Origin of the sequence: Burkholderia sp. BCC1640, assembly GCF_902833125.1 — a bacterium.
Taxonomy (GTDB): domain Bacteria; phylum Pseudomonadota; class Gammaproteobacteria; order Burkholderiales; family Burkholderiaceae; genus Burkholderia; species Burkholderia diffusa.
The window spans coordinates 320,094-345,281 of the sequence record NZ_CADFEF010000002.1 but is presented as its reverse complement, the minus strand read 5'-3'; the positions used below and the strand labels follow the sequence as shown (position 1 = coordinate 345,281).

Sequence of the window (25,188 nt, the reverse complement as noted above, 5' to 3'; positions counted from 1 at the left end):
AGACCTCCGCATGACTTCGAGCCGAACCCCGTCCGCGCTGGTGCTGCCGGAACAGCGCGTCGTCGCCGTCGACGACCTGTCGGTCATGTTTCGCCGCGAAAACGCGACGTTCGATGCGGTGCGCAACGTGTCGTTTCACGTCGATCGCGGCGAGACGCTCGCGATCGTCGGCGAGTCGGGCTCCGGCAAGTCGGTCACGTCGCTTGCGCTGATGCGGCTCGTCGAGCATGGCGGCGGCGAGATCACGAGCGGCCGGATCGTGTTGCGGCGTCGCGGCGGCGCGCTCGTCGACCTCGCGCAGGCGAGCGCGGCGACGATGCGCGGAATCCGCGGCGCGGACATCGCGATGATCTTCCAGGAACCGATGACGTCGCTGAACCCGGTGTTTACGGTCGGCGACCAGATCAGCGAGGCGATCGCGCTGCACCAGTCGAAGAGCGCGACCGAAGCCCGCGCGGAAGCGTTGCGGCTGCTCGATCTCGTGCGCATTCCGGAGGCGCGCCGCGTGTTCGCGCGCTATCCGCATCAGTTGTCCGGCGGGATGCGGCAGCGCGTGATGATCGCGATGGCGCTGTCGTGCCGGCCGGCGCTCCTGATCGCCGACGAACCGACGACCGCGCTCGACGTGACGATCCAGGCGCAGATCCTGCAGCTGATCCGCGGCCTGCAGGACGAAATGAACATGGGCGTGATCTTCATCACGCACGACATGGGCGTGGTCGCCGAAGTGGCCGATCGCGTGCTCGTGATGTATCGCGGCGAGAAGGTCGAGGAGGGCGAGTCCGAACGCATTTTCGCGACGCCCGCGCATCGCTACACGCGTGCGCTGCTCGCGGCCGTGCCGCGGCTCGGCTCGATGCACGGCACCGATAACCCCGAAAAATTCCCGCTGCTGAAGGTGGACGGCGCGAGCGCGGCCACGCCGGCGCCTGCCGCGAACGATGCGGGCAACGCGGCCGCGGCCCCCGCCGCCGGGCAGCCGCACGTCGATCCGGCCGCGCCGCCGATCCTGCGCGTGCGCGATCTCGTCACGCGGTTTCCGGTGAAGAGCGGCGTGTTCGGCCGCGTGTCGCAATACGTGCACGCGGTCGAGCGCGTGAGCTTCGAGCTGCGCGCGGGCGAGACGCTCGCGCTCGTCGGCGAATCCGGCTGCGGCAAGTCGACCACCGGCCGCTCGCTGCTGCGCCTCGTCGAATCGCAGAGCGGCTCGATCGAATTCGACGGCCGCGACATCAGCGCGATGAAGGGTCATGACCTGCAGGCGCTGCGCCGAAACATCCAGTTCATCTTCCAGGATCCATTCGCGTCGCTGAACCCGCGCCTGACGGTCGGTTTCTCGATCATGGAGCCGCTGCTCGTGCACGGCGTCGCGAGCGGCAGCGAAGCGCAGGCGCGTGTCGACTGGCTGCTCGACAAGGTCGGCCTGCCGCCGGATGCCGCGCGCCGCTATCCGCACGAATTCTCGGGCGGCCAGCGTCAGCGGATCGCCATCGCGCGCGCGCTCGCGCTGAATCCGAAGGTCGTGATCGCCGATGAATCGGTGTCGGCGCTCGACGTGTCCGTGCAGGCGCAGATCGTGAACCTGATGCTCGACCTGCAGCGCGAGCTCGGCGTCGCGTATCTGTTCATCTCGCACGACATGGCCGTCGTCGAGCGCGTCAGCCATCGCGTCGCGGTGATGTATCTCGGCCAGATCGTCGAGATCGGCCCGCGCCGCGCGGTGTTCGAGGCGCCGCAGCATCCGTACACGAAGAAGCTGATGAGCGCGGTGCCGGTGGCCGACCCCGCGCGCCGGCATGCGCCGCGCCAGCTCGCGGCGGACGAGATTCCGAGCCCGATCCGCGCGGTCGGCGACGAGCCGCTCGTCGCGCCGCTCGTCGCGGTCGGCCCCGATCATTACGTCGCGACGCATCGCGTCGGCGGCGCGTATTGATTGCACGGCGAGTCGCACATGGACCGCAGCTGCGCACGCGCCAGGCAACGGCGCCATTTTCCCGAGCGGATGCAGTCACGCCGCGATTTCCACCACGCGTTACCGAATCATCCACAGGAGCCAGACAAAATGAACAAGTCGCATTCGTTCCCGATGTTCCGTCCGCGCGCGTTGTTCGCCGCGGGGGCAGGCGCGCTCGCGCTGTCGGTCGCCGTGCCCGCGTTCGCGCAGCAGAACGTCGTGGTCGCCGTGTACTCGACGTTCACGACGATGGATCCGTACGACGCGAACGACACGGTGTCGCAAGCTGTCGTCAAGTCGTTCTACGAAGGGCTGTTCGGCTTCGACAAGGACATGAAGCTCGTCAACGTGCTCGCGACGAGCTACCAGGCGTCGCCCGATGCGAAGGTCTACACGGTCAAGCTGCGCCCGGGCGTGAAGTTCCACGACGGCACGGACTTCAACGCCGACGCGGTGAAGGCGAACTTCGACCGCGTGACCGATCCGGCGAACAAGCTGAAGCGTTACGGGCTGTTCCGCGTGATCGAGAAGACCGAGGTGGTCGATCCGATGACGGTGCGCTTCACGCTGCGCGAGCCGTTCTCCGCGTTCATCAACACGCTCGCGCACCCGTCGGCGGTGATGATTTCGCCGGCCGCGCTGAAGAAGTGGGGGCGTGACGTGTCGCTGCATCCGGTCGGCACGGGCCCGTTCGAGTTCGTCGAATGGAAGCAGACCGACGACATGAAGGTGAAGAAGTTCGCCGGCTACTGGAAGAAGGGCTATCCGAAGGTCGATTCGATCGACTGGAAGCCGGTTGTCGACAACAACACGCGCGCGGCGCTGCTCAAGACCGGCGAAGCCGATTTCGCGTTCACGATCCCGTTCGAGCAGGCGGCCGACCTGAAGAGCAATCCGAAGGTCGAGCTGATCGAGCGGCCGTCGATCATCCAGCGCTACATCTCGCTGAATACGCAGAAGAAGCCGTTCGACAATCCGAAGGTGCGTGAAGCGCTGAACTACGCGGTCAACAAGGAAGCGCTCGCGAAGGTCGTGTTCGCCGGCTATGCGACCCCGCAGACGGGTGTCGCCCCGGTGGGCGTCGAATACGCGACCAAGCTCGGGCCCTGGCCGTACGATCCGGCGAAGGCGCGCGCGCTGCTGAAGGAGGCCGGTTATCCGAACGGCTTCGAGTCGACGCTCTGGTCCGCGTACAACCATTCGACGGCGCAGAAGCTGATCCAGTTCGTCCAGCAGCAGCTCGCGCAGGTCGGCGTGAAGGTGCAGGTGCAGGCGCTCGAGGCCGGCGAGCGGGTCGCGAAGGTCGAGAGCGCGCAGGACCCGGCGACGGCGCCGGTGCGGATGTACTACAGCGGCTGGTCGGCCTCGACGGGCGAGGCGAACTGGGCGCTGTCGCCGCTGCTCGCGTCCGCATCGGCGCCGCCGAAGCTCTACAACACCGCGTACTACAAGAACGGCGCCGTCGACGACGATCTCGCGAAGGCGCTCGAGACGACCGACAACGCGAAGAAGGCCGCGCTGTACGCCGACGCGCAGAAGCAGGTGTGGGCCGACGCGCCGTGGATCTTCCTGGTGCAGGAGAAGATCGTCTATGCGCGCAGCAAGCGCCTGCACGGCATGTACGTGATGCCGGACGGCTCGTTCAACTTCGACGAAATCTCGGTGAAATGACGGCGATTCGCCCGTTGTGCGGCGCCGGCGGCGCAAGCTGCCGGCGCGCTGATTCGATCGGTGCCCCATGCTGAATTTTCTCGTCAAACGCCTGTTCGGCCTGCTGCCCACGCTCGCGATCGTCGCGGTGCTGGTGTTCCTGTTCGTGCACCTGCTGCCGGGCGATCCGGCGAGGCTCGCGGCCGGCCCGGAAGCCGACGACGCGACGGTCGCGCTCGTGCGCGCCGATCTCGGGCTCGACCGCCCGCTGCCGACGCAGTTCGCGAACTTCTTCGTGAAGATCGCGCACGGCGATTTCGGCATGTCGACGCGCAGCAAGCGGCCGGTGTCGACCGAGATCGGCGAGCGCTTCATGCCGACGCTGCTGCTGACGCTCGTCAGCATGGTCTGGGCGACGGCGTTCGGAATGGCGATCGGGATCGCGTCGGCGGTATGGCGCAACCGCTGGCCCGACCGCTTCGGGATGACGATCGCGGTGTCGGGCATCTCGTTTCCGGCATTCGCGCTCGGCATGCTGCTGATGGAGATCTTCTCGGTGAAGCTCGGCTGGCTGCCCGTCGTGCCGGACGGCACCTGGAAGAGCTACGTGCTGCCGTCGCTGACGCTCGGCGCCGCGGTCGCGGCCGTGATGGCGCGCTTCACGCGCGCGTCGTTCGTCGAGGTGCTCAACGAGGACTACGTGCGCACCGCGCGCGCCAAGGGCGTGCACGAGCCGATGGTCGTGCTCAAGCATTGCCTGCGCAACGCGATGATCCCGGTCGTCACGATGATGGGGCTGCAGTTCGGCTTCCTGCTCGGCGGCTCGATCGTCGTCGAGGCCGTGTTCAACTGGCCGGGGCTCGGGCGCCTGCTGGTCGACGCGGTGACGATGCGCGACTACCCGGTGATCCAGGCGATCGTGCTGCTGTTCTCGCTCGAATTCATCCTGATCAACCTGACCGTCGACGTGCTGTACGCGGTCATCAACCCGACCATCCGGTTCAAGTGAGAGTGAGGCGCGCATGAACGCGACTGTCCAGCCCGCGGCGTCGGCCGCATCGAGCGCGATCCGCACGCCGTGGCGCGAATTCTGGCGCAAGTTCCGCAAGCAGACCGTCGCGCTGGTCGCCGGCGGTTTCGTGCTGGCGCTCGTCGTGCTCGCATTCGTCGGCCCGCACATCGTGCCGTTCGATCCGGAGAACTATTTCGACTACGACGCGTTGAACGCAGGGCCGTCGGCCGTGCACTGGTTCGGCGTCGACTCGCTCGGCCGCGACATCTTCAGCCGGATCGTCACCGGCACGCGCATCTCGCTCGCCGCGGGCTTCTTCTCGGTCGCGCTCGGTGCGCTCATCGGCACGTTCTTCGGGCTGCTCGCCGGCTACTACGAAGGCTGGTGGGACCGCATCACGATGCGCGTGGCCGACGTGCTGTTCGCGTTCCCGGGGATCCTGCTCGCGATCGGCGTGGTCGCGATCCTCGGCAACGGGATGGTCAACGTGATCTGCGCGGTCGCGATCTTCAGCATTCCGGCGTTCGCGCGGCTCGTGCGCGGCAACACGCTGATGCTCAAGCACATGACCTACGTGGAAGCCGCGCGCAGCATCGGCGCGTCAGACTGGACGATCATCATGCGGCACATCCTGCCGGGCACCGTGTCGTCGGTCGTCGTGTACTTCACGATGCGGATCGGCACGTCGATCATCACGGCCGCGAGCCTGTCGTTCCTCGGGCTCGGCGCGCAGCCGCCGACGCCGGAGTGGGGCGCGATGCTCAACGAGGCGCGTGCGGACATGGTGACCGCGCCGCACGTCGCGATCTTCCCGAGCCTCGCGATCTTCCTGACGGTGCTCGCGTTCAACCTGCTCGGCGACGGGCTGCGCGACGCGCTCGACCCGAAGCTGGAGCGGCGCTGATGCGAGCGGTTCCGATGTGGAGCACGACGCTGCCGGCCGGGCCACGCGGCACGATCGCCGACGTGCCGGGCGTGACGGTCGGCCACGCGACGCTCGATGCCGGTGACGTGCAGACGGGCGTCACCGTCGTCAAGCCGCATCCGGGCGATCTTTACCGCAGCAAGGTGCCGGCCGGCGCGGCCGTGATCAACGGCTTCGGCAAGAGCGTCGGGCTCGTGCAGGTCGACGAGCTCGGCACGCTCGACACGCCGATCGCATTGACCAACACGTTCGGCGTCGGCGCGGTCGCGCAGGCGCAGATCCGCGCGGCGATCGCGAAGAATCCGCACATCGGCCGCGACTGGTCAACCGTCAACCCGCTCGTGTTCGAATGCAACGACGGCTATCTGAATGACATCCAGGCGTTCGCGGTGACGGCCGCGCATTACGACGAAGCCTGCAACACCGCGTCGCGAGATTTCGCACGTGGCGCGGTGGGCGCCGGGCGAGGGATGTCGTGTTTCGACCTGAAGGGCGGGATCGGCTCCGCGTCGCGCGTGGCCGTCGCGGCCGGCAGGCCGTACACGGTCGGCGCGCTGGTGCTCGCGAATTTCGGCCGTCTGCCGATGCTGACGCTCGGCGGCATGCCGCTCGGGCGCGTCGTCGCGCAGCGGCGTGCCGTCGCGAACGCGCAGGCGGCGGCGCCGGAGCAAGGGTCGATCATCCTGCTGCTGGCGACCGATGCGCCGCTCGACGCGCGGCAACTGTCGCGGCTCGCCCGTCGCGCGGGCGCCGGGCTTGCTCGCACCGGCTCGGTCTACGGGCACGGCAGCGGCGACATCGCGCTCGCTTTTTCGACCGCGTACACGATCGCGCACGATGCATCGACCGTCGCGCTGCCGGCCCTCGTGGCCGATGCGGCACTCGATCCGCTGTTCATGGCCGCGGCCGAGAGCGTCGAACACGCGATCGCCGACGCGCTGCTGCAGGCCGTGACCGTGACCGGGCGTGACGGCCACGTGCGGCAATCGCTGCGCGACGCGGTGCCCGATCTCGATCGGTTATTCAACGAAGACAACGAAGGACGTCCGATCCATTCATGAAGATTCTGATCTCGACCGACATCGAGGGTGTGGCCGGCGTGTTCGCCGTCGAGCAGACGCGTGCCGGCAATCCGGAATACGAACGCGCGCGCCGCTGGATGACCGCCGAGGCGAACGCGGCGATCGAAGGCGCGTTCGCCGGCGGCGCGCAGGCCGTCTGGGTCAACGATTCGCATGGCGGCTTCCGCAATCTGCTGCCCGACGGACTCGATGCCCGTGCCCGCGTTGTGCTCGGCAAGCCGCGTACGCTGGGGATGATGGCGGGCCTCGAACAGCAGCCCGACCTCGTGTTCATGATCGGCTTTCACGCGAAATCGCAGACACGCGGCGTGCTTGCGCACACCATCAACGGCTTCGCGTTCACGCAGGTGTGGCTGAATGGCGTCGAGCTCGGCGAAGCCGGGCTGTACGGCGCGCTGGCGCGCGAATACGGTGCGCATGTCGCGCTGGCGTCGGGCGACGACGTGTTCGCCGAGGAAACCCGGCCGCTGTTTCCGGACGCGCGTTTCGAGACGGTCAAGACGGCCGGCGGCGCATCGAGCGGCGACACGCTCACGCCGGCAGCGTCCTGCGCGCGCATCGCGACCGCCGCACGCGAAACGGTCGCGCACGCGCTGTCGTCCGGCTGGCGCGCGGGTGCGCATCGGCCCGCGCCGGCTGCTTGCACGCTGCGCGTGCAGACGGCCGCGCTCGCCGATCTGTTCTGCGTGCTGCCGTCGCTCGAGCGGGTCGATGCGGTGACGCTGCGCTTCGACGGGCCGTCGGTGGAGCACGTGGTGCGCACGCTGAACAGCCTGTCGGCCATGTCGTTCATGCTGCGGTGATGTGCGCAGACCGGATGCCGGCCCGCGAATTCGCCGCTGAAATCCGTGTCGGCCCACACCGAACGAGATGAAACGTAGTGGATATCTCCGCTCCGATGAAGTCGCTATCCGGCCGATTCGGCCGTCGGGTCTTGCGGCCGTCCGGTCGCGCAAGCGTGGAGCGGATCGTAGACCGATCGAAGGTGACCCGCCTTCGGTATCGGGTCATTCATGATGATGGAATTCGGGCCTTGAGAAATACGCTGCTGGATCCCTACGAACATATTCCGCGTAGCGTCGTGGCGACCGCCAATGACTACGCGGCGGGTACGACGTTTCCGGAGCACGCGCACGGGCGCGGGCAGTTCGCGTTTGCGTCGCGCGGCACGATCAGCGTGTCGACGCCGCACGGCCGCTGGCTGGTGCCGCCGCAGCGCGCGTGCTGGGTGCCGGCAGGCGTGCGGCACGAAATGACGATGACAGGGCCGGTCACGATGCTCAACGCGTTCGTGTCCGAAGACGCGGCCCGGGCCGCGGGGCTGTCGGACCAGTGTGGCGTATACGGCGTGTCGCCGCTGTTGCGGCAACTGATCGACGATGCGATCGACCTGCCGGCGATGTACGACGTCGACAGCCGGGCAGGCAAGCTGATGGCACTGCTGATCGCGGAAATCGCGACGATGCCGCGGCTGTCGCTGCACGCGCCGCTGCCGAGCGATGCGCGCCTCGCGAAGATCTGCCGGCATCTGTTCGCGTCGCCGTCGATCGCGGCCGATCTCGACCAGGTGGCGACCGATGCGGGCGTGAGCCGGCGCACGTTTACACGGCTGTTCCGCGCGCAGACCGGCGTGAGTTTTGCCGCGTGGCGTCAGCAGGTCTGCATGCTGGCGGCGATCACACGGCTGAGCGACGGGCAGCCGGTGACGCGCGTCGCGCTCGAGCTCGGATATGCGAGTGCGAGCGCCTTTACGTCGGCGTTTCGCCGCATCCTCGGCGAAACGCCGAGCCGGTATCTGGAGGCGCGCCGCTAGTCGGAACGGATACGCTGGCGGGCGCGGTGCCACGCTTCGATCACGGACGAAAAAAACGCGCCTGCCAGGTTTCGGTCAGACGCGCTTAAAGGCACTCGGTCAGAAAAAATGCGCGACAGCCAGCGGGACGTGTTCGTGCATCGAATCGTGAAATTGTTGCTTGTTCAGATTTAATTCCCTCGGCGGGCTGCGGATAGCAAAGCATACGCCGCATAACGCGCAAACGATATTGCGCGGCCCCCACGATTTATGTGCAATCGCAGCATGCGTTTTAATCGCGCGTTCGATTTCGGGGTCTGAAGGAGCCAGCGACGGGCGTCGGCGATCCCGACCGGACATGCTGCGGCACGGCATCGAATGTCGGCGCGCGAAAACGAAAACCGCCGCGCGACGCGATACCTGTTGGTATCGCGCCACGCGGCGGTTCGGTGTGAGCAGCCGGCCGGCGCCGGCTCCGCGTCACACGTCGAAGAACACGGTTTCGTCCGGCCCCTGCATGCGGATGTCGAAGCGATACACGACGGGCCGGCCCGGTTGCGCGTCGCGCTTCGCGACGAGCGTCGCGCGGCGTTCGGCCGGCACCAGGTTCAGCACCGGATCGGCCGCGTTCGCGGCAGCTTCGTCGTCGAAATACACGCGGGTGAACGCGTGGGTCAGGATCCCGCGCATCATCACGGTCACGTTGACGTGCGGTGCTTCGTCGGCGGCGATGCGGCCCGGCTTCACCGTCGATACGACGAAGCGGTGCTGCGCATCGGTGCCCGTGCCGACGCGGGCGAAGCCCGTGAAACCGGACTTCGCGATGTCGTCACGCGACGCGGGAAAGCGGCCCGCCGCGTCCACCTGCGTGAATTCGAGCACCGCGTCGCTGACGACGTTGCCGTCGCCGTCGAACACCTGTCCGACCAGCAGCACGTGCTCACCGTCGGCGTCCGGCGTGGCGATCGTCGGCGTGAACAGACTCTTCAGATCGTAGTTGTATTGCTGCGGGCACAGGCCGTACGCGAAGTACGGGCCGACCGTCTGCGAAGGGGTTTGCTTCAGCGTCGTCATGGTTCAGCGCTCCATCGGGGTAGCGTCGCGGCCGCGCAGCACGATGTCGAATTCGTAGCCGAGCGCATAGCCTTCTTCGGTGATGTCCATCGAGAAGCGCGAGATCAGGCGGTCGCGCGCCGCTTCCGGCGTGCCCTGGAAGATCGGGTCGTACGCGAGCAGCGGGTCGCCGGGGAAGTACATCTGCGTGACGAGGCGCGAGCCGAAGTAGTCGCCGAACAGCGAGAAGTGGATGTGATTCGGGCGCCACGCGTTCGGATGGTTGCCCCACGGATAGGCGCCGGGCTTGATCGTCAGGAAGCGGTAGCGGCCTTCGGCGTCGGTCATGCAGCGGCCGGCGCCGAGGAAGTTCGGGTCGAGCGGCGCGTCGTGCTGGTCGACCTTGTGCACGTAGCGGCCGGCCGCGTTCGCCTGCCATACCTCGACGAGCGTGTTGCGCACGGGCTTGCCGCCTTCGTCGAGCACGCGGCCGGTGACGACGATGCGCTCGCCGAGCGGCTCGCCGTTCTTCACGGCGTTCTTCGTCAGGTCGTGGTCGAGCGCGCCGAGATCCTCGGCGCCGTAGACGGGGGCGAACTGGTCGCGCAGCTTTTCCTTCAACGGGATCATCGGGCGCGTCGGGCCGCGCTTCACCGACGAACGGTACTCGGGGTGGACATACGCGGGATGCGACGGCCAGTCGCGCGGCGTGAGGATCGTGGGGGAATCCATCGGGCGTCTCCTGATAGGTATTTCGCGAAGTGGATGGCAAGACTTTAGCCAAGCCGGAAAGTTATGAAAAATGACCTTTTTTCGCGAATTGCATAACCATTCGTTATATTTTGCGGCGCCAATGAAAGTCCGCCGGACAGGCGGCCTGTCCGGCGGAAAAAGCGATCGGGCTTCGCGTCGTCGGCGACGACTCCGTGCACGGCCCTCCAGCCAGCCCGTCGCTGCTTTATTGTGTTTCGTTGTTGTTGTTATCCGGTCTCCCCGAGCATGCCCGTCGTTCGTCCTTCGTCGTTACGGTCGGGCGGGATCGAAGACGATCCCGTCGAATTCGAGCGACAGCGTGCCGCTGCGCAGCAGCGCGGCCGGTGTCACGGCGCGGTCGGCGCCGAGCACGTCGGTCACGTAGTTCGCGCAGAACCCGCGCTGCGCCAGCAGCTTGACGCGGCTGCCGAGCAGCGCGTCGATCCGCTGTTCGGCCAGCGCGTGCACGTTGCGTTGCGCGTCGGCGTTCGGTGCCGCGACGCGGCGGGCCAGCGCGATGCGGCCGCCGTCGGCGCGGGAGACGAAGCGCGACAGCGGCGTGAGCTTCGTCCGCGCAAACGCGGGCTCGGCGATCAGCGGCTCGTCGCCCGACGTATCGACGACGATGCCGAAGCGACCGGCCCACGCGTCCGTGCTGCCTGCGGCGGCGCGGGACGCGCCAGCCGGTACGCGGATGAACACGAGATCCCCGACGTGTGCGCCGGCGGCCAGCGTGCGCATCGTGGCGAGCGGTAGCGTGCGATCGGTGTCGCGGGCATCGCGCCGAGCAGCGTGCTGCGGATCGAAGGAGTGGGTGTCGGTTCGGGTGTTCATCGCGGCTCCGTCGGTGCATGACAGGACGGAGCGGATTATGCAGACGAGTATCCAAAAGTGCTTGTTCGGATGCGCGAGTAGCCTAATATCCGACCATTAGCATCATTTTTCGATACCAACATGACCGAGACCGCCCAACTCATCGAAACGCTGAAGCGCCAGCTGAAGGCGCAGGGGATGACCTACCGCGACGTCGCGCGTGCGCTCGACGTGTCCGAGACGAGCGTGAAGCGGCTGTTCGCGAGCGGCCGCTTCACGCTGGAGCGTGTCGCGGAAATCGCGCAGTTGCTCGGCTATACGCTCGCCGAGCTCGTGCAGGAAGCGTCGGCATCCGCGCCGCGATTGCGCGTGCTGACCGAGCAGCAGGAGGCGCTGCTCGTGTCGGACGAGAAGCTGCTGCTCGTCGCCGTCTGCGCGATCAACTACTGGACCGTGCAGGACATCGTGTCCGCCTATCGAGTGACGCAGGCCGAGTGCGTCAAATACCTGCTGATGCTCGACCGGATGAACGTGATCGCGCTGCTCCCGGGCGACCGGATTCGCGTGCGCGTCGCGCGCGATTTCGACTGGCTGCCGGGCGGGCCGATCCGCCGCTATTTCCATGCGCACGTGCTCGACGACTTTCTCGGCAGCCGCTTCGACGGCCCGGGCGAGACGATGACGTTCTCGCAAGGGATGCTGACGGACGCGGCCGCCGCGGAACTCGAGCAGGAACTGCGGCGGCTCGGCAGCAAGGCTGCGGCGCTGCATGCGGAGTCGTCGGCGGCGCCGCTCGGGCAGAAGCGCGGCACGGCGCTGCTGATCGCGAAACGGATCTGGGAGCCGACCGGATTCCACGCGCTGCGGCGTCATGCATGACACCGCGCCGAATGCTTGGGCCTTTCCGGAAAGTTATGCAAAATGGCATTTCATCATCACCCGCATAACTGCTCGTTATGAATAACCGTATCGCCGACGGCCGCGTCAAGTTCCGGCACCTGCAATGTTTTCTCGCGGTCGCGCAACTGGGCGGTGTGCAGAAGGCGGCCGAAAGCCTGTCGATCACGCAGCCGGCCGTGTCGAAGACGATCGCCGAACTGGAGTCGATCCTCGGCGTGAAGTTGTTCGAACGGGGGCGTCACGGCGCGCAGCCGACCCGCGAAGCGCAACTGTTCATCCCGCATGCGAACGCGTGCGTGCTGGCGCTGCGGCAGGGCGTCGGGCTGCTCGCGCGCGAGGGCGGCGCGGCGGCGGCGACGCTCGAAATCGGCATGCTGCCGACGGTTGCGGCATCGCTCGCGCCCGCGCTGATGAAGGCGCTGACCGCACGCTGGCCGCGCATCGTGGTGCGGATCGCGACGGCCGCGAACGCCGAGCTGCTGGAGCGCCTGAAGGCCGGGACGATCGAATGCGCGATCGGGCGCCTGTCGGAGCCGGAGCGGATGATCGGCCTCGCGTTCGAGCAGTTGTACAACGAACCGCTCGTCGCAGTCGTGCGCGCGGGCCATCCGCTGCTGACGAGCGCCACGCCGGCTGTCGAACTCGCGCGCTACCCGGTCGTGCTGCCGCCGTTCGGCACGCTGATCCGCCAGTCGGCCGAGCAACTGCTCGGCGCGTGCGGCGCGCCGCCGCTGGATTCGTTCATCGAGGTGCTGTCGGTGTCGGTCGCGCGTGCGCTTGCGCTCGAGAACGACGCCGTGTGGTTCGTGCCGCTCTATGCGGCCGAATCCGACCTGTCGGCCGGTGCACTCGCGCGGCTCCCGCTGCCGTCCGCGGGCACCGACGAGCCGGTCGGGCTCGTGCTGCGCACCGACGCGCAACCGTCGCCCGTCGCCCGGACGTTGATCGACGCCGTGCGCGAGATCGCGCAGGCGCGGTTCGGCGATGCGCCCACCCGTCGCACGCCCCGCGGCGCGCGCAAGCCGGCTCGCCGCGCGCGTTGAGCCGCCGGGCAGGGCGTGGGCGGGCGGTGTCCGGCCGCCGTTCTTTCACCTCCATTCGTTAGCCGTTCGGTCAGTAGCGGACCTCGTCATGCTTGGCATATCGTACCGTTTTTGATACGCTCGATGACACGACGATGGCGAGACAGCAGATTCAGATCACGCTCGGCGTGCGGTTCTTCCGCACCGCGCGTGGTAACGAGCCGGTGCGCGAATGGCTGCAGGCGCTCGGGCAGGTCGAGCGCAGGGTGATCGGCGAAGAGATCAAGACCGTTCAGCTCGGCTGGCCGCTCGGCATGCCGCTGGTCCGGAAGATGTCTGCGGATCTTTGGGAAATCCGCGTGATGCTGCCGCGGCGAAGCGCGCGCGTGCTGTTCACGATCGTCGGCGACACGATGGTGCTGCTGCATGCGTTCTTCAAGCAGTCGCAGGCCACGCCGTCCGACGATCTCGATGTGACCGTCGCGCGGCTGAAAGCGCTGACGCGCGCCATCTGAATTCCCCCGGCTGCGCCGCCACATGCGATCGGCGATGTGCCGGCCGGCAACGCCATGCACTGGAGTACCCATGACGACCACGAACAATCCGCATATCGGCAGCGACTTCGACACATTCCTCGAGGAGGAAGGGCACCTCGAAGCGGCCACCGCCACCGCGATCAAGCGCGTGATCGCGTGGCAGATCGGGCAGGAAATGAAGGCGCAGCACATCACGAAAACCGCGATGGCCGCGCGGATGAAGACCAGCCGCGCCGCACTCAACCGGCTGCTCGACGAAACCGATACGAGCCTCACGCTCGCGACGCTCGCGAGCGCCGCCACCGCGCTCGGCAAGCGGCTCAGCTTCGAGCTCGTGCCGGCCTGACGCACCGGGCGAAGCGGTGTGTGGCCGGTGCGGGGCGTGCCGGTGCATCGCGGCGAACGGGCGCGCGCTCGTCCGCACACGGGCACCGGCAAGCGATCACGTGCGGTGCCCGGCTATCCGCAGATACAGCAGCGCACCGCCCGCGAGCAGCAGCGGGCACAGGAAATACCATCCGGTCGTCAGGAACAGCCCGGCGACGGCGACCAGCGAAATCCACGCGCAGCGATATGCAATGCCACCGCGCGGCAGCAGTTTCAGCGCGGCGGCCGCGCCGAGGCCGTACACCATCACGAAGCATCCGGACGTGACGAGCACGAGCGGCTTCGGCCCGACGTCCGAGAGCGTCGTCGCGGCCAGCGCGACGGCCGCCAGCATCGCGATCACGCCGAGGCTGCGGCGCGGCACGCCGCCGACCTGGCTGCCTTGCGCGAGCCATGCAGGCAGTGCGCCGTCGCGCCCGAGCGCCGCGCCGAGCTTGGCTGCGCCCGCGAAGTACGCATTCATCGTGCCGAGCGTGAGCAGCAGCGCGGCCGCGGCCGCCAGCACCTGCGCATGACCGCCGATGCCGCCTGCGATCAGTTCCGCAAGCGGCGCACCGGACGCGCCGGCCGACGGCCCGAGCACCGTCACGCTCGCGGCCGCGACCGACAGATACAGGAAGCCGACGACCACGACGGCGATGCCGGCCGAGCGCGGCATGTCGTGCGCGGGCCGGCGAAATTCGGCCGCGAGGTGCGTGATCGCTTCCCAGCCCGCGAAGCTCCACACGAGCAGTGCGGCAGCCTGGCCGACCGCGAGCCACCCGTGCGGCGCGAACGGATGCAGGTTCGCCGGGCGCGCATGTGGCGCGGAGGCGAGCACGGCGGCCAGCAGCAGCGCGACGAGCAGCGCCGACAGCACGAGCTGCATGCGGCCCGATACCGTGACGCCGAAGGCATTCGCGGCCGACACCGTCGCGATCAGCGCGGCAGCCGTGACGATGACCGTCGTATGCCCGCCGCCCGTGACGGCCGCGACGTACGCGCCACCGAACATCGCGGCGGCCGGCGCACCGGCCGGCACCGCGAAATAGAAACACCAGCCGACGATCGCCGCGGCCTTCGGCCCGAACGCGCGTCGCGCGTAGGTCGATACGCCGCCCGCGTCCGGATAGCGCGCGCCGAGTGCGGCGAAGGTGGCCGCAAGCGGCCCCGACAGCACGACGAGCGCGGCCCACGCAAGCAGCGACGCCGGGCCAGCGACCTCGGCGGCGAGCGCGGGCAACGCGATGACGCCGGTGCCGAGCACCGCGCCGATATATAGCGCGGCGCCCTGGAAAATCGTCAGCGAGCCCGCGTGATGAGCGGCGGGCGAATCGGCATGCGAGGACATGAAGGGCAGTCTCCGGAAGGCTTGTTCTGCGCGCGGACGGCCGCGCGGTGAATCGCTCGATGCTACCCGAACGGGCGCGGCGATGCGGCGCGGCGTTCAGTAGTCCGCGACGTGCCGCGTGTCAGCCGATGTCAGTAGCGGCGTGCGAGCCGCAGCCGCGCATCCTCGCGTGCAGACGGCGGCAGCTCGGGCACGTAGTGGAACGTGCCCGATACGAGCGACGCGACCGGCACGCCGTCGCGGAACAGCACGCGATTGCCGGCCAGCGCCGGCACCTTGTCGCCGGGCAACAACGTGCCGGCCAGGTTCAGCGGATCGGCGCCCGTCACGCACACGTACTGGCCGTCGCCGGGTTGGCGACGCAGTTCGCGCAGGATCGGGATGGCTTCCGGCAGCGCGAACTGCTCACCCGCAAGCCCCGCGACGAAGCGTCCGCCGCGAATCTCGCCGCGCGCTTCGAGACGTTGCAGCACGCGCACGAGTTCGCGCCAGCTCGGCAGCCAGTCGGCCTCGCGTTCGAGCAGCCGCCAGAACACCACGCCATAGCGGCGCAGCAGCGTCCAGACGATATGTTCGAGTGCGTCGGGATCGGTCGCGGCCGGGCCGCGCTTCGGTGCGGGCGCATCGTCCGGTGCCGAAGCGCGTTGCACGAGCGCCCAGCGACCGGCGTCGTCCATTCCGCCGATCAGCGCGCCGCCGCGCCGCGTGCGCGGCGCATATGTCGCGCTGCGCTTGACCGCGGGCTTCAGCAGCGCGCGCAGTCCGGCGAAGCTGTCCGCATTCACGAGGCCGGCCGACACGAGTTCGCCGAGCGCCTGTTCGAGTTCGACGGGCAGCATGTGCAGTTCGTCGAGCAACGCGTCGAAGAACATCGCACCATGCGCGGCGAGTGCGTCACGCACCTGGGTCGCGCGTGCGGACAGCGCCGGTTGCGCGTCCGGGTCGCGCAGCGCCTGCCATGCGCCGAGGTGGCGGCGCGGCAGCAGCACGACCGGCGTCGTTTTCACGGGGGTGCCGGCCGCGCGGGCCGGCGCGCCGATGCGGGTCCACACGAGCTTGCCCGAGCGGCACAGCTCGTCGAGGCCGCCTGCCGTGTAGTCGGTCAGGCGCGCGGGCAGCAGCGCGTCTTCCCATGCGCTCGCCGCGGCTTCGTAGCCTTCGAGCTGCTCGACGACGGCCGCGAGCGCGTCGCGGCCCGTGCCGCGCGTGTCGGGCGTCAGGTGCTGCCAGTGGAACAGGAAGCGCATGAAATCGGCGCGCTCGACCGGTTCGATCTCGCGGCGCAGCCGCTTGACGGTGTAGCGATGAATGCGCGCGAGCAGGTGACGTTCGCACCATTCGTCGGTCGTCGCGCCCGGCGTGAAGCGGCCGCGCATCACGTAGCCTTCGCGCTCCAGTTCCGCGAGCGCGGTCGCGATCGTCGCGGACGGCAGGCCGAGCGGCTGCGCGATCGCGTCGAGCGTCAGCGGCCCGAAGCCGGTGAGCCGCGCACGGATCACGTCGACGAGCGCGGCATCGACTTCCCAAGGTTGTGCGCAGGCGGCGGGCACCTTCAGCGCCGGCGCGACGCGTGCGTCGGGGTGCAGTGCGCGCATGCAGACCAGCCGTTCGACCGGCACCCACAGCGCGGCGCCGTCCGACGTGACGAGCTTCGTCGCGCGGCGGCGTTCGGTCAGTTCCGCGAGCCGTTCTGGCCAGCCTTCGTGCGCATGCGCTTCGCTGTCGGCGACGCAGGCGAGCGTGAGCAGTGCATCGTGCATTTCGTCGGCATCGCGCACGAGCGGCCATGCCTCGTCGCGCACCGCGTCGATCGCGTCGGCGTCGAGCGCGCCGAGATCGTCGGCCGATTCGGGATCGCTCCAGCGGCGCGACTGCACGGCCTGCGTGCGGCGCTCCTCGAGCGGCGCGTCGTCGAGGAACGCATAGGGCTTCGCGTTCAGGATCTCGGCCGCCAGCGGCGACGGCGCGGGCAGGTCGCGCGCGATCAGCTCGATCGCGCCGCTTTCGATCCGGCGCAACAGCGCGAGCCAGCCGTCGGTATCCATCGCGTCGTGCAGACAATCGTCGAGCGTCTGGTCGACGAGCGGATGATGTGGGATCTCGCGTTCGCCGACGATGTTCTCGAGGCACGCGACCTGATCGGGGAACACGGTCGCGAGCAGGTCCTCGCTCTTCATCCGCTGCAACTGCGGCGCGGTGCGCCGGCCGCCGGTGAAGCGCGGCAGCGCGAGCGCGGTCGTCGCGTTCCAGCGCCAGCGCACGCCGAACATCGGCGCGTCGAGCAGTGCCTGGACCAGCACGTGCTCCGCGCTGGCCGAGCGCAGGTAGCGCCACACTTCGTCGAGCGCGAAGCTGTGCGCGAGCGACAGCGACAGAATGATCGCGTCGTCGGTCGCGGCGGCCTGCAGCTCGAAGTTGAAACTGCGGCAGAAACGCTTGCGCAGCGCGAGCCCCCACGCACGGTTGATGCGGCTGCCGAACGGCGAATGGATCACCAGCTGCGTGCCGCCCGATTCGTCGAAGAAGCGCTCCATCACGAGCGTGTCCTGGGTCGGCAGTGCGCCGAGCGCGGCGCGCGTGCGGGCGAGATAGTCTGCGATCTGGCGGGCCGCATCGGGCGACAAATGAAGATCGTCGACGAGCCAGCGCAGCGCCGGCGCGAGGCGGCTTTCGGCCGGGCCGATCGCGGTGCCGACGGCGTCGTCGCGCGAATCGGTGGCGGCACGGGCTTCCGCCGCCTGCCCGGCGTTGCCGCGCGTGCCCGTCTTGCCGGCTGAGGCGCCGCTCGCGTGCTTGCGTCCGCCGGCCTCCGTGTGCCGATCGCCTTCGGCGAACAGCCCGTCGAGCCGCGCGCGCAGCCGGCCGACCGCCGCCGACAGCTCGTCGCTGCGCCCGGGCGCCTCGCCGAGCCAGAACGGAATGTTCGGCGACTGGCCTTGCGCGTCCTCGACACGCACGCGGCCCGTTTCCACGCGAATGATCCGGTACGACTGGTTGCCGAGCTGGAACACGTCGCCCGCGAGGCTCTCGATCGCGAAATCCTCGTTGACGGTGCCGACCTGGATGCCCTGGGGCTCCAGCAGCACCGCGTAATCGGCCATGTCGGGAATGGTGCCGCCCGATGTCGTCGCGGTCATCATCGCGTTGCGGCGCCCGCGCACCGTGCCGCCGACCACGTCGCGATGCAGGTACGCACCGCGCACGCCGCGGCGGCTCGTGAAGCCTTCGGCGAGCATCTTCATCACGTCGTCGAAGCGTTCGCGCGACAGGCTCGCGTACGGCGCCGCGCGCGTGAAGCTCGCGTACAGCGCGTCCTCCTCCCATTCCGCGCAGGCGACTTCGGCGACGATCTGCTGGGCGAGCACGTCGAGCGGCGCTTCGGGAATCCGCAACGCATCGAGCTCGCCGCGTTGCACGCAGTCGAGCAGCGCCGCGCATTCGACCAGCTCGTCGCGCGACAGCGGGAACAGGCGGCCCTTCGGCACGCCGCCGACATGGTGCCCCGAGCGGCCGACGCGCTGCAGGAACGGCGCGATCCCGCGCGGCGAACCGACCTGGCACACGAGATCGACGTCGCCGATGTCGATGCCGAGTTCGAGCGACGCGGTCGCGACGAGCAGTTTCAATTCGCCGCGCTTGAGCCGCTGTTCGGCTTCGAAGCGATGCTCCTTCGCAAGACTGCCGTGATGCGCCGCGATCGCGTCCTTGCCGAGACGGTCGGCGAGATGGCGCGCCATGCGCTCCGCGGTGCGCCGCGTGTTCACGAACACGAGCGTCGTGCGGTGCGCGGCGGCGAGCGCGGCGATGCGGTCGTACACCTGCTCCCACACGTCGGTTGCCATCACCGGTTCGAGCGGCACGTTCGGCAGCTCGAGCGCGAGGTCGCGTTCGCGCGTGTGACCCGTGTCGACGATCGTGCAGTCGCGCGGCGCGTCGGCCGGGCCGCCGACCAGGAAGCGCGCGACCGCGTCGATCGGTTTCTGCGTGGCCGACAACCCGATGCGCGGCAGCGCACGACCCGTCAACGCATCGAGGCGTTCGAGCGACAGCGCGAGGTGGCTGCCGCGCTTGGACGATGCCAGTGCGTGGATCTCGTCGACGATCACCGAACGCACGCTGGACAGCATTTGCCGCCCCGACGTGGATGACAGCAGCACGTACAGCGACTCCGGCGTCGTCACGAGAATGTGCGGTGCGCGTTTGCGCAGCGCGGCGCGTTCGGCCTGCGTGGTGTCGCCGGTGCGCACGGCGGTGCGGATCGCCGGCACCGGCAGGCCCAGTTGCGCGAGCGATTCGGCGATGCCGGCGAGCGGCGCGTCGAGGTTCACGTGGATGTCGTTCGACAGCGCCTTCAGCGGCGACACATAGACGACGAGCGTCGCGTCGGGCAGCGCGCCGTCGTGCGCGAGCGCATCGCGTACGAGATCGTCGAGCGCGCACAGAAACCCAGTGAGCGTCTTGCCGGAGCCGGTCGGCGCGGCGACGAGCGTCGACCGCCCGGCCTTGATGTGCGGCCACGCGAGCGCCTGCGCGCCGGTCGGCGCGGCAAACGCACGGCGGAACCACGCGGCGACGGCCGGGTGGAACACGTCGAGCGCGTTGGCGGGGCGGGTGGCTGTGACGTCCATCGGAGCGTTGAATTGGGGTGCGAGCGCATGGGCGCCGCGCGAATCGTCAGTGTGCCAGACGTCGCGTGCGCGTGCCGGACACCGCGGGCGAGAGAACGCGCGCGTCGGAGATTCAGATGAGGTGCGATGCCGGCATTTCAACGGGCGAGCGCGCGGAACGGCACCCGTCGGGTCGCGGGTGCCGGATCGGCGAGAGGAGGACGTCGTGTTCGACGTGCGTCGGGCGGTTGCGCGGCTCGATTCGCGGCCACGCGAAACTGCATGCGATTACACGCGACTACACGCGATGCAGCCAGCCGAGCCAGTGTTCGAGGAACGGGGCGCGCGTCCACAGCGACTGCGCGAGCCACAGCGTGCCGCCCCATGCGGCGGCCACGACGATCAGGTCGCAATGTCCGCTGTTCCACAGGTTCAGCGAATGGCGCCGCCAGATCCACGGCACGCCGAGCGGATTCGGCCAGTCGGCGAGCAGGTGCATCACGCCGCCGCACGCGAAGCCGAACAGCGGCGCGGCCCACAGCGGATGCGGATGATGCGTGAGCCCGTGCCATCCAAGCGCGAGCAGCGCGATCCAGCCGATGCCCCAGTGCGTGACGGTGCGGTGCGTGATCCACAAGCGGCGCTTGCGGGTCCACCACGCGACTTCGAGCCAGTCGGGCGCGGTGCCGCCCGCGACGCCGGCCGCGAACGCGGCGAGCAGGCCCGCGTGCCAGGGGCCGGTCGCGCCGGTTTGCGCGACGAGGATGGCGGCGGCGACGCCGGCCGCGAAGCCGGACGCGTGATGCGCATTGTGTGATGCCATAGGAAACGAGACGAAAAAGCGTGAAGCAACGGCAGACGAACGGGAACGATCGGCCCCGAAAGCGGGGCGCTATCTTCTCAGATCGGCCCGCCCAGCGGGCGGTCCGATCGCGGTTTTTTTGCATGCACCGCACCGCGCAAGCGCCGCGTGCCGTGATTTTCCGATTGTGCGATGCGCATCGAATTCGCCGCATGCAATTTCGACCGATCCGCCGGCCCGCTTTTTGCTCCGCCGTGTGGCCGAGCGCACTGGATTCGCGATGATTCGTAGTCAGAGGCGGGTTTTCCGTCAAGGCGAACTCGTTTACTACGAAAACGACATGCGGCCGACCGCGTGCCAGCGGCTATAAGCGGATCAGGGGCTTATTCCAGCTCGCCGGAGATCCATGGGGGACATGCAATGACTACGCTGAATCGTTTCAAATCATCCGCGGTCGTGCTCGCGACGGTGGCCGGCATCGGCTTCCTGCCGAATGCGCCGGCCTATGCGAAGGGGCCGCAGCCGGCGGTCCTGACGAGCGCGGCGGTCGCGGTGGCCGACAAGTACAGCGCGGACGCCGCGGAGCAGATCTTCAAGGAAGGCGGCAACGCGATCGACGCGGCCGTCGCGATCGCGTTCACGCTCGCCGTCACGTATCCGGAGGCCGGCAACATCGGCGGCGGCGGCTTCATGACGATCTACAAGGACGGCAAGCCGTACTTCATCGACTATCGCGAGCGCGCGCCGCTCGCCGCGACGAAGGATATGTATCTCGACAAGGACGGCAATGTCGTCAAGGGCATGAGCCTGTACGGGCCGCGCGCGGCCGGCGTGCCGGGCACGGTGTCGGGCATGTGGGAAGCGCAGAAGCGCTTCGGCAAGCTGAAGTGGAAGCAGGTGCTCGCGCCGGCGATCCGCTATGCGCGCGACGGCTTCGTCGTCGACGAGCAGCTTGCGCAGCGCGGCGTCGACGCGTCGAAGGAGTTCGGCGGCAAGACCAACTTCGACAAGTACTTCTCCACGATGAAGGCCGGCACGAACTTCAAGCAACCCGATCTCGCCGACGTGCTCGCGCGGATCGCGAACGACGGCGCGAACGGCTTCTACAAGGGCAAGACGGCCCGGTTGATCGCCGCGTCGATGAAGACCGGCGACGGCGACGGGCTGATCACGACCGAGGATCTCGCGCAATACCGTGCGGTGTGGCGCCAGCCGGTGCAGGCGAAGTGGAACGGCTATGACGTGATCACCGCGCCGCCGCCGAGCTCGGGCGGCATCGGCCTCGTGCAACTGCTGAAGATGAAGGCCGACCTCAAGCAGGACTTCGAGGGCGTGAAGCTTAACTCGCCGCAATATGTCCACCTGGTCGCGGAAATCGAGAAGCGCGTGTTCGCCGATCGCGCGCAGTATCTCGGCGACCCCGACTTCTACAAGGTGCCGGTCGCGCAGTTGACCGACGACGCGTACATCGCGAAGCGCGCGGCCGAAGTGAGCCCGACGCAGATCGCCGACACGAAGAGCGTGCAGCCGGGCCTCGGCACGTCGATGCCGGAGAAGGCGGAAACGACGCACTTCTCGGTCGTCGACAAGTGGGGCAACGCGGTGTCGAACACGTACACGATCAACGGCTACTTCGGCTCGGGCGTGATCGCCGACGGCACCGGCATCGTGCTGAACGACGAGATGGACGACTTCTCCGCGAAGCCGGGCGTCGCGAACATGTTCGGCGTGGTCGGCAGCGATGCGAATGCAATCGAGCCGAAGAAACGACCGCTGTCGTCGATGTCGCCGACGATCATGACGAAGGACGGCAAGGTGTCGCTCGTGATCGGCACGCCGGGCGGCTCGCGGATCTTCACGTCGATCTTCCAGGTGATCAACAACATCTACGATTTCGGGATGCCGTTGAAGGAGGCTGTTGGTGCGATGCGTTTCCACCATCAACTGCTGCCGCCGAACACGATCTTCTGGGAGCCGTACCACCCGATCGAAGGCGAACTCGCGAAGCAGATCGAGGCGCGCGGCTATACGCTGAAGGGGCAGGACTTCAGCGGCGACATCCAGGTGATCAAGATCGACGGCAAGACGCCGGAGGCGATGGCCGATCCGCGCGGACGCGGGGTCACGCGGATTATTCAGTGACCGAGGCGGGTGGGGGTACTGCTCGATCACGTGCCCGGCTTTTTCCGTTGCGCACGAGGATCAGGCCCGACGTCAGCCCGCCGAACCGGAGGCTGGCGTCCAATACCTTCGATATTTCCGCGAACCCGGTGCGGCTCGGATTCCGCTTGTGAGGGGCGGATCGGCCCCTTTTTCATCAATTTGACGCGAGACGCTGGGATAATGGTGGAGTTTGGCTGCGTCAATTGAAGGAAGGAGGCCCCCATGGGCGATAACGATTCCCGCACCGAGACCGACAACTTCACCGATTCGGCATCGCTCGAGTCGCGCCAGCGCCGTTTCGAGGAAGACCTCGTCGACGCGTACGACGAAGAACTCGAGATGGAGCTCGACGACCGCCGCTTCGATGACAACGAGGATCTGCTGTTCTCGCCGGAGCGCCGCGAAGCGCGCAAGCAGTATTTCCGCGAGCTGTTCCGGCTGCAGGGCGAGCTCGTGAAGCTGCAGGACTGGGTCGTGAACACGGGGCACCGGCTCGTCGTGATTTTCGAGGGGCGCGACGCGGCGGGCAAGGGCGGCGCGATCAAGCGCATCACGCAGCGCCTGAACCCGCGTGTGTGCCGCGTGGCGGCGCTGCCGGCGCCGAGCAACCGCGAACGCACGCAATGGTACTTCCAGCGCTATGTCGCGCATCTGCCGGCCGGCGGCGAAATCGTGCTGTTCGATCGCAGCTGGTACAACCGCGCGGGTGTCGAGCGCGTGATGAATTTCTGCACCGAAGACGAATACGAGGAGTTTTTCCGCTCGGTGCCCGAGTTCGAGAAAATGCTCGTGCGCAGCGGGATCCAGATCGTCAAATACTGGTTCTCGATCACCGACCACGAGCAGGAGCTGCGCTTCCAGAGCCGGATCGAGGATCCGCTGAAGCAGTGGAAGCTGAGCCCGATGGACCTCGAGAGCCGCCGCCGCTGGGAAGCGTACACGGCCGCGAAGGAAGAGATGATGCAGCGCACGCATATTCCCGAGGCGCCGTGGTGGGTCGTGCAGGCGGTCGACAAGAAACGCGCGCGCCTGAACTGCATCCATCATCTGCTGACCCAGGTGCCGTATCACGACGTGCCGCGCCCGACGATCGATCTGCCGCAGCGTGAGCACCACGAGGACTACATTCGCCGTCCGACGCCGGACAGCATGATCGTCCCGGACGTTTACTGAGCCGCCCGGGCCGGCTGGATCGACCACTGAGGCGCGCCTTGCAACGCGGCGCGCGTTACTCCCGGATCAGGAACGCGCTGCGGTCGCGGCCGGCGATCCACGCGGGCGCACGACCGCGTCCGCTCCAGGTGGCGCCGGTCACCGGATCGTGATATTTCGCCCCGATGGTGAACAGCTTTGCGCGATTGCTGTAACCCTGCCCGAAGACTTCGCGAGCGGTCAGCGCATGGTTCTTCACGAGTTCGCGTACCTGCACCAGCGCCGCGTGGCGTTCGCGGCGGCGCGCCGCCCGGATGCGTCGATCGAGTTCCGTGAGTTGGGCTTGTAATTGCTGCAGTTGCATGCGTCCGATATCCCCGTAGCTGAATTCTGATTGTTGGCTGTCGCGCGATGTGCCGCGTGTCTGTACATTCGGCCAGACGTTTGCAGGGCGCATCGCGAGGAACACGGGAGAGATTAAGTTTCGGCGCGCGGATTTTCTATCGGACGTATCTGAATTTTCACGGGCATCTGTGTGAAACCGTGATGGCGATGCCGGGAAGGCTGCCCGCCTCACAGGTCGGGGAAGCCTGAGCGCCCTTGCGTCAAATCGAACAGCTCGGTCTTGGCTGCCGCCTCGGCTGTTTCCGGCAGCTTGATCACGAGCTTCACCGTCATCCCGTACGCGCTGTCCACCAGCTCATAACCCGCCTGCTCGATCCAGCGGCGCACGCGCGCCTCGTCCGGGTAGCCGATTTCGATCGCGAACCGCGTGTGTCGAATGCGTTCGACGCGCTCAGCGTCGAGCAGCGCCGAGGCGATCGCATCCGTATAGGCGCGCACCAGGCCGCCCGCACCGAGCTTCACGCCGCCGTAGTAGCGGACGACCGCACCGAGCACGCCGTCGAGATCGTGATGACGCAGCACTTCGAGGATCGGCCGGCCGGCGGTGCCCGACGGTTCGCCGTCGTCGGACATGCCGGACTGGCCGCCCGCAAGCAGCGCCCAGCACACGTGGGTGGCCGTCGGGTGCTCGTCGCGCAGGCGCTGCAACGCCTGCATGGCGGCATCGCGGTCCTCGACGGGGATCGCGAACGCAATGAAGCGGCTCTTGCGGATTTCGAGTTCGCGCGTGTAAACAGTAGCGAGTGAATAACTCATTGAACGGAAAGCAGGTCGTGTGGGGGCGGCATCGAGCGCATTATGAGCCATTCCGGTGCAGGATCGGCGCAAGGCACGCCGGGTCGTGGATCGG

21 protein-coding genes are annotated in these 25,188 nt (G+C 68.0%); 13 read left to right on the top strand and 8 right to left on the bottom strand.

The window, feature by feature from the left end:
• Nucleotides 1-10: 10 nt before the first annotated feature.
• The 7 genes from HWX25_RS03940 to HWX25_RS03910 all read left to right on the top strand — a co-directional run bounded on the left by HWX25_RS03940 (nt 11) and on the right by HWX25_RS03910 (nt 8,436).
• A complete protein-coding gene (locus HWX25_RS03940; RefSeq protein WP_175907244.1) occupies nt 11-1,933 on the top strand; it encodes a dipeptide ABC transporter ATP-binding protein in 1,923 nt (640 codons plus the stop codon).
• A gap of 129 nt (nt 1,934-2,062) precedes the next feature.
• Nucleotides 2,063-3,625 (top strand): glutathione ABC transporter substrate-binding protein GsiB, encoded by a 1,563-nt coding sequence (gene gsiB, locus HWX25_RS03935; RefSeq protein WP_175907242.1) that lies wholly within the window; start codon nt 2,063-2,065, stop codon nt 3,623-3,625.
• Nucleotides 3,626-3,692: 67 nt separating this feature from the next.
• Nucleotides 3,693-4,613, top strand: coding sequence for a glutathione ABC transporter permease GsiC (gene gsiC, locus HWX25_RS03930; protein WP_059525070.1), 921 nt, complete (start codon nt 3,693-3,695; stop codon nt 4,611-4,613).
• Between the two features lie 13 nt (nt 4,614-4,626).
• Nucleotides 4,627-5,520 carry a glutathione ABC transporter permease GsiD gene (gene gsiD, locus HWX25_RS03925; protein ID WP_059818930.1) on the top strand — a complete coding sequence of 298 codons (894 nt, stop codon included), beginning with the start codon at nt 4,627-4,629 and terminating at the stop codon, nt 5,518-5,520.
• Nucleotides 5,520-6,602 carry a P1 family peptidase gene (locus tag HWX25_RS03920; RefSeq protein ID WP_175907240.1) on the top strand — a complete coding sequence of 361 codons (1,083 nt, stop codon included), beginning with the start codon at nt 5,520-5,522 and terminating at the stop codon, nt 6,600-6,602. Before gsiD ends, HWX25_RS03920 begins: the two co-directional genes overlap by 1 nt.
• Nucleotides 6,599-7,426 (top strand): M55 family metallopeptidase, encoded by an 828-nt coding sequence (locus tag HWX25_RS03915; RefSeq protein WP_059818932.1) that lies wholly within the window; start codon nt 6,599-6,601, stop codon nt 7,424-7,426. Before HWX25_RS03920 ends, HWX25_RS03915 begins: the two co-directional genes overlap by 4 nt.
• A gap of 230 nt (nt 7,427-7,656) precedes the next feature.
• Nucleotides 7,657-8,436: a helix-turn-helix transcriptional regulator gene (locus HWX25_RS03910; protein WP_175907238.1), complete on the top strand. Its 780-nt coding sequence runs from the start codon at nt 7,657-7,659 to the stop codon at nt 8,434-8,436.
• Nucleotides 8,437-8,895: 459 nt separating this feature from the next.
• Here the strand turns inward: HWX25_RS03910 and pcaG are convergent, their stop codons facing one another.
• The 3 genes from pcaG to HWX25_RS03895 form a co-directional block, all read right to left on the bottom strand.
• Nucleotides 8,896-9,489, bottom strand: coding sequence for a protocatechuate 3,4-dioxygenase subunit alpha (gene pcaG, locus HWX25_RS03905; protein WP_175907235.1), 594 nt, complete (start codon nt 9,487-9,489; stop codon nt 8,896-8,898).
• Between the two features lie 3 nt (nt 9,490-9,492).
• Nucleotides 9,493-10,200 carry a protocatechuate 3,4-dioxygenase subunit beta gene (gene pcaH, locus HWX25_RS03900; RefSeq protein ID WP_059525082.1) on the bottom strand — a complete coding sequence of 236 codons (708 nt, stop codon included), beginning with the start codon at nt 10,198-10,200 and terminating at the stop codon, nt 9,493-9,495.
• A gap of 291 nt (nt 10,201-10,491) precedes the next feature.
• Complete coding sequence (locus tag HWX25_RS03895; protein ID WP_175907233.1) at nt 10,492-11,055, bottom strand: YiiX/YebB-like N1pC/P60 family cysteine hydrolase; 564 nt, start codon at nt 11,053-11,055, stop codon at nt 10,492-10,494.
• 120 nt (nt 11,056-11,175) lie between these two features.
• Here HWX25_RS03895 and HWX25_RS03890 point away from each other — a divergent pair, with 120 nt between their 5' ends.
• From HWX25_RS03890 to HWX25_RS03875, 4 genes are all read left to right on the top strand, one after another.
• A complete protein-coding gene (locus HWX25_RS03890) occupies nt 11,176-11,913 on the top strand; it encodes a helix-turn-helix transcriptional regulator (RefSeq protein ID WP_175907231.1) in 738 nt (245 codons plus the stop codon).
• Nucleotides 11,914-11,990: 77 nt separating this feature from the next.
• Complete coding sequence (pcaQ, locus tag HWX25_RS03885) at nt 11,991-12,977, top strand: pca operon transcription factor PcaQ (protein WP_175907229.1); 987 nt, start codon at nt 11,991-11,993, stop codon at nt 12,975-12,977.
• 134 nt (nt 12,978-13,111) lie between these two features.
• Entirely contained in the window at nt 13,112-13,471 is a 360-nt protein-coding gene (locus tag HWX25_RS03880; RefSeq protein WP_059819640.1) for a type II toxin-antitoxin system RelE/ParE family toxin, read from the top strand.
• Between the two features lie 70 nt (nt 13,472-13,541).
• A complete protein-coding gene (locus tag HWX25_RS03875; RefSeq protein ID WP_059466239.1) occupies nt 13,542-13,838 on the top strand; it encodes an XRE family transcriptional regulator in 297 nt (98 codons plus the stop codon).
• 96 nt (nt 13,839-13,934) lie between these two features.
• Here the strand turns inward: HWX25_RS03875 and HWX25_RS03870 are convergent, their stop codons facing one another.
• The 3 genes from HWX25_RS03870 to HWX25_RS03860 all read right to left on the bottom strand — a co-directional run bounded on the left by HWX25_RS03870 (nt 13,935) and on the right by HWX25_RS03860 (nt 20,639).
• The gene (locus HWX25_RS03870) at nt 13,935-15,209 is read right to left on the bottom strand and encodes an amino acid permease (RefSeq protein WP_175907227.1); all 1,275 of its coding nucleotides are present in this window, start codon (nt 15,207-15,209) and stop codon (nt 13,935-13,937) included.
• Between the two features lie 131 nt (nt 15,210-15,340).
• Nucleotides 15,341-19,837: a DEAD/DEAH box helicase gene (locus HWX25_RS03865; RefSeq protein WP_175907225.1), complete on the bottom strand. Its 4,497-nt coding sequence runs from the start codon at nt 19,835-19,837 to the stop codon at nt 15,341-15,343.
• 277 nt (nt 19,838-20,114) lie between these two features.
• Nucleotides 20,115-20,639: a metal-dependent hydrolase gene (locus HWX25_RS03860; RefSeq protein WP_175907223.1), complete on the bottom strand. Its 525-nt coding sequence runs from the start codon at nt 20,637-20,639 to the stop codon at nt 20,115-20,117.
• Between the two features lie 399 nt (nt 20,640-21,038).
• Between HWX25_RS03860 and ggt the strand changes: the two genes are divergently transcribed.
• Entirely contained in the window at nt 21,039-22,760 is a 1,722-nt protein-coding gene (gene ggt / locus HWX25_RS03855; protein WP_175907221.1) for a gamma-glutamyltransferase, read from the top strand.
• A gap of 243 nt (nt 22,761-23,003) precedes the next feature.
• Complete coding sequence (gene ppk2 / locus HWX25_RS03850; RefSeq protein ID WP_059818940.1) at nt 23,004-23,954, top strand: polyphosphate kinase 2; 951 nt, start codon at nt 23,004-23,006, stop codon at nt 23,952-23,954.
• A gap of 55 nt (nt 23,955-24,009) precedes the next feature.
• Here the strand turns inward: ppk2 and HWX25_RS03845 are convergent, their stop codons facing one another.
• Nucleotides 24,010-24,297 carry an H-NS histone family protein gene (locus HWX25_RS03845; protein WP_059818941.1) on the bottom strand — a complete coding sequence of 96 codons (288 nt, stop codon included), beginning with the start codon at nt 24,295-24,297 and terminating at the stop codon, nt 24,010-24,012.
• 209 nt (nt 24,298-24,506) lie between these two features.
• Entirely contained in the window at nt 24,507-25,094 is a 588-nt protein-coding gene (locus HWX25_RS03840; RefSeq protein ID WP_059525103.1) for a YigZ family protein, read from the bottom strand.
• Nucleotides 25,095-25,188 lie beyond the last annotated feature (94 nt).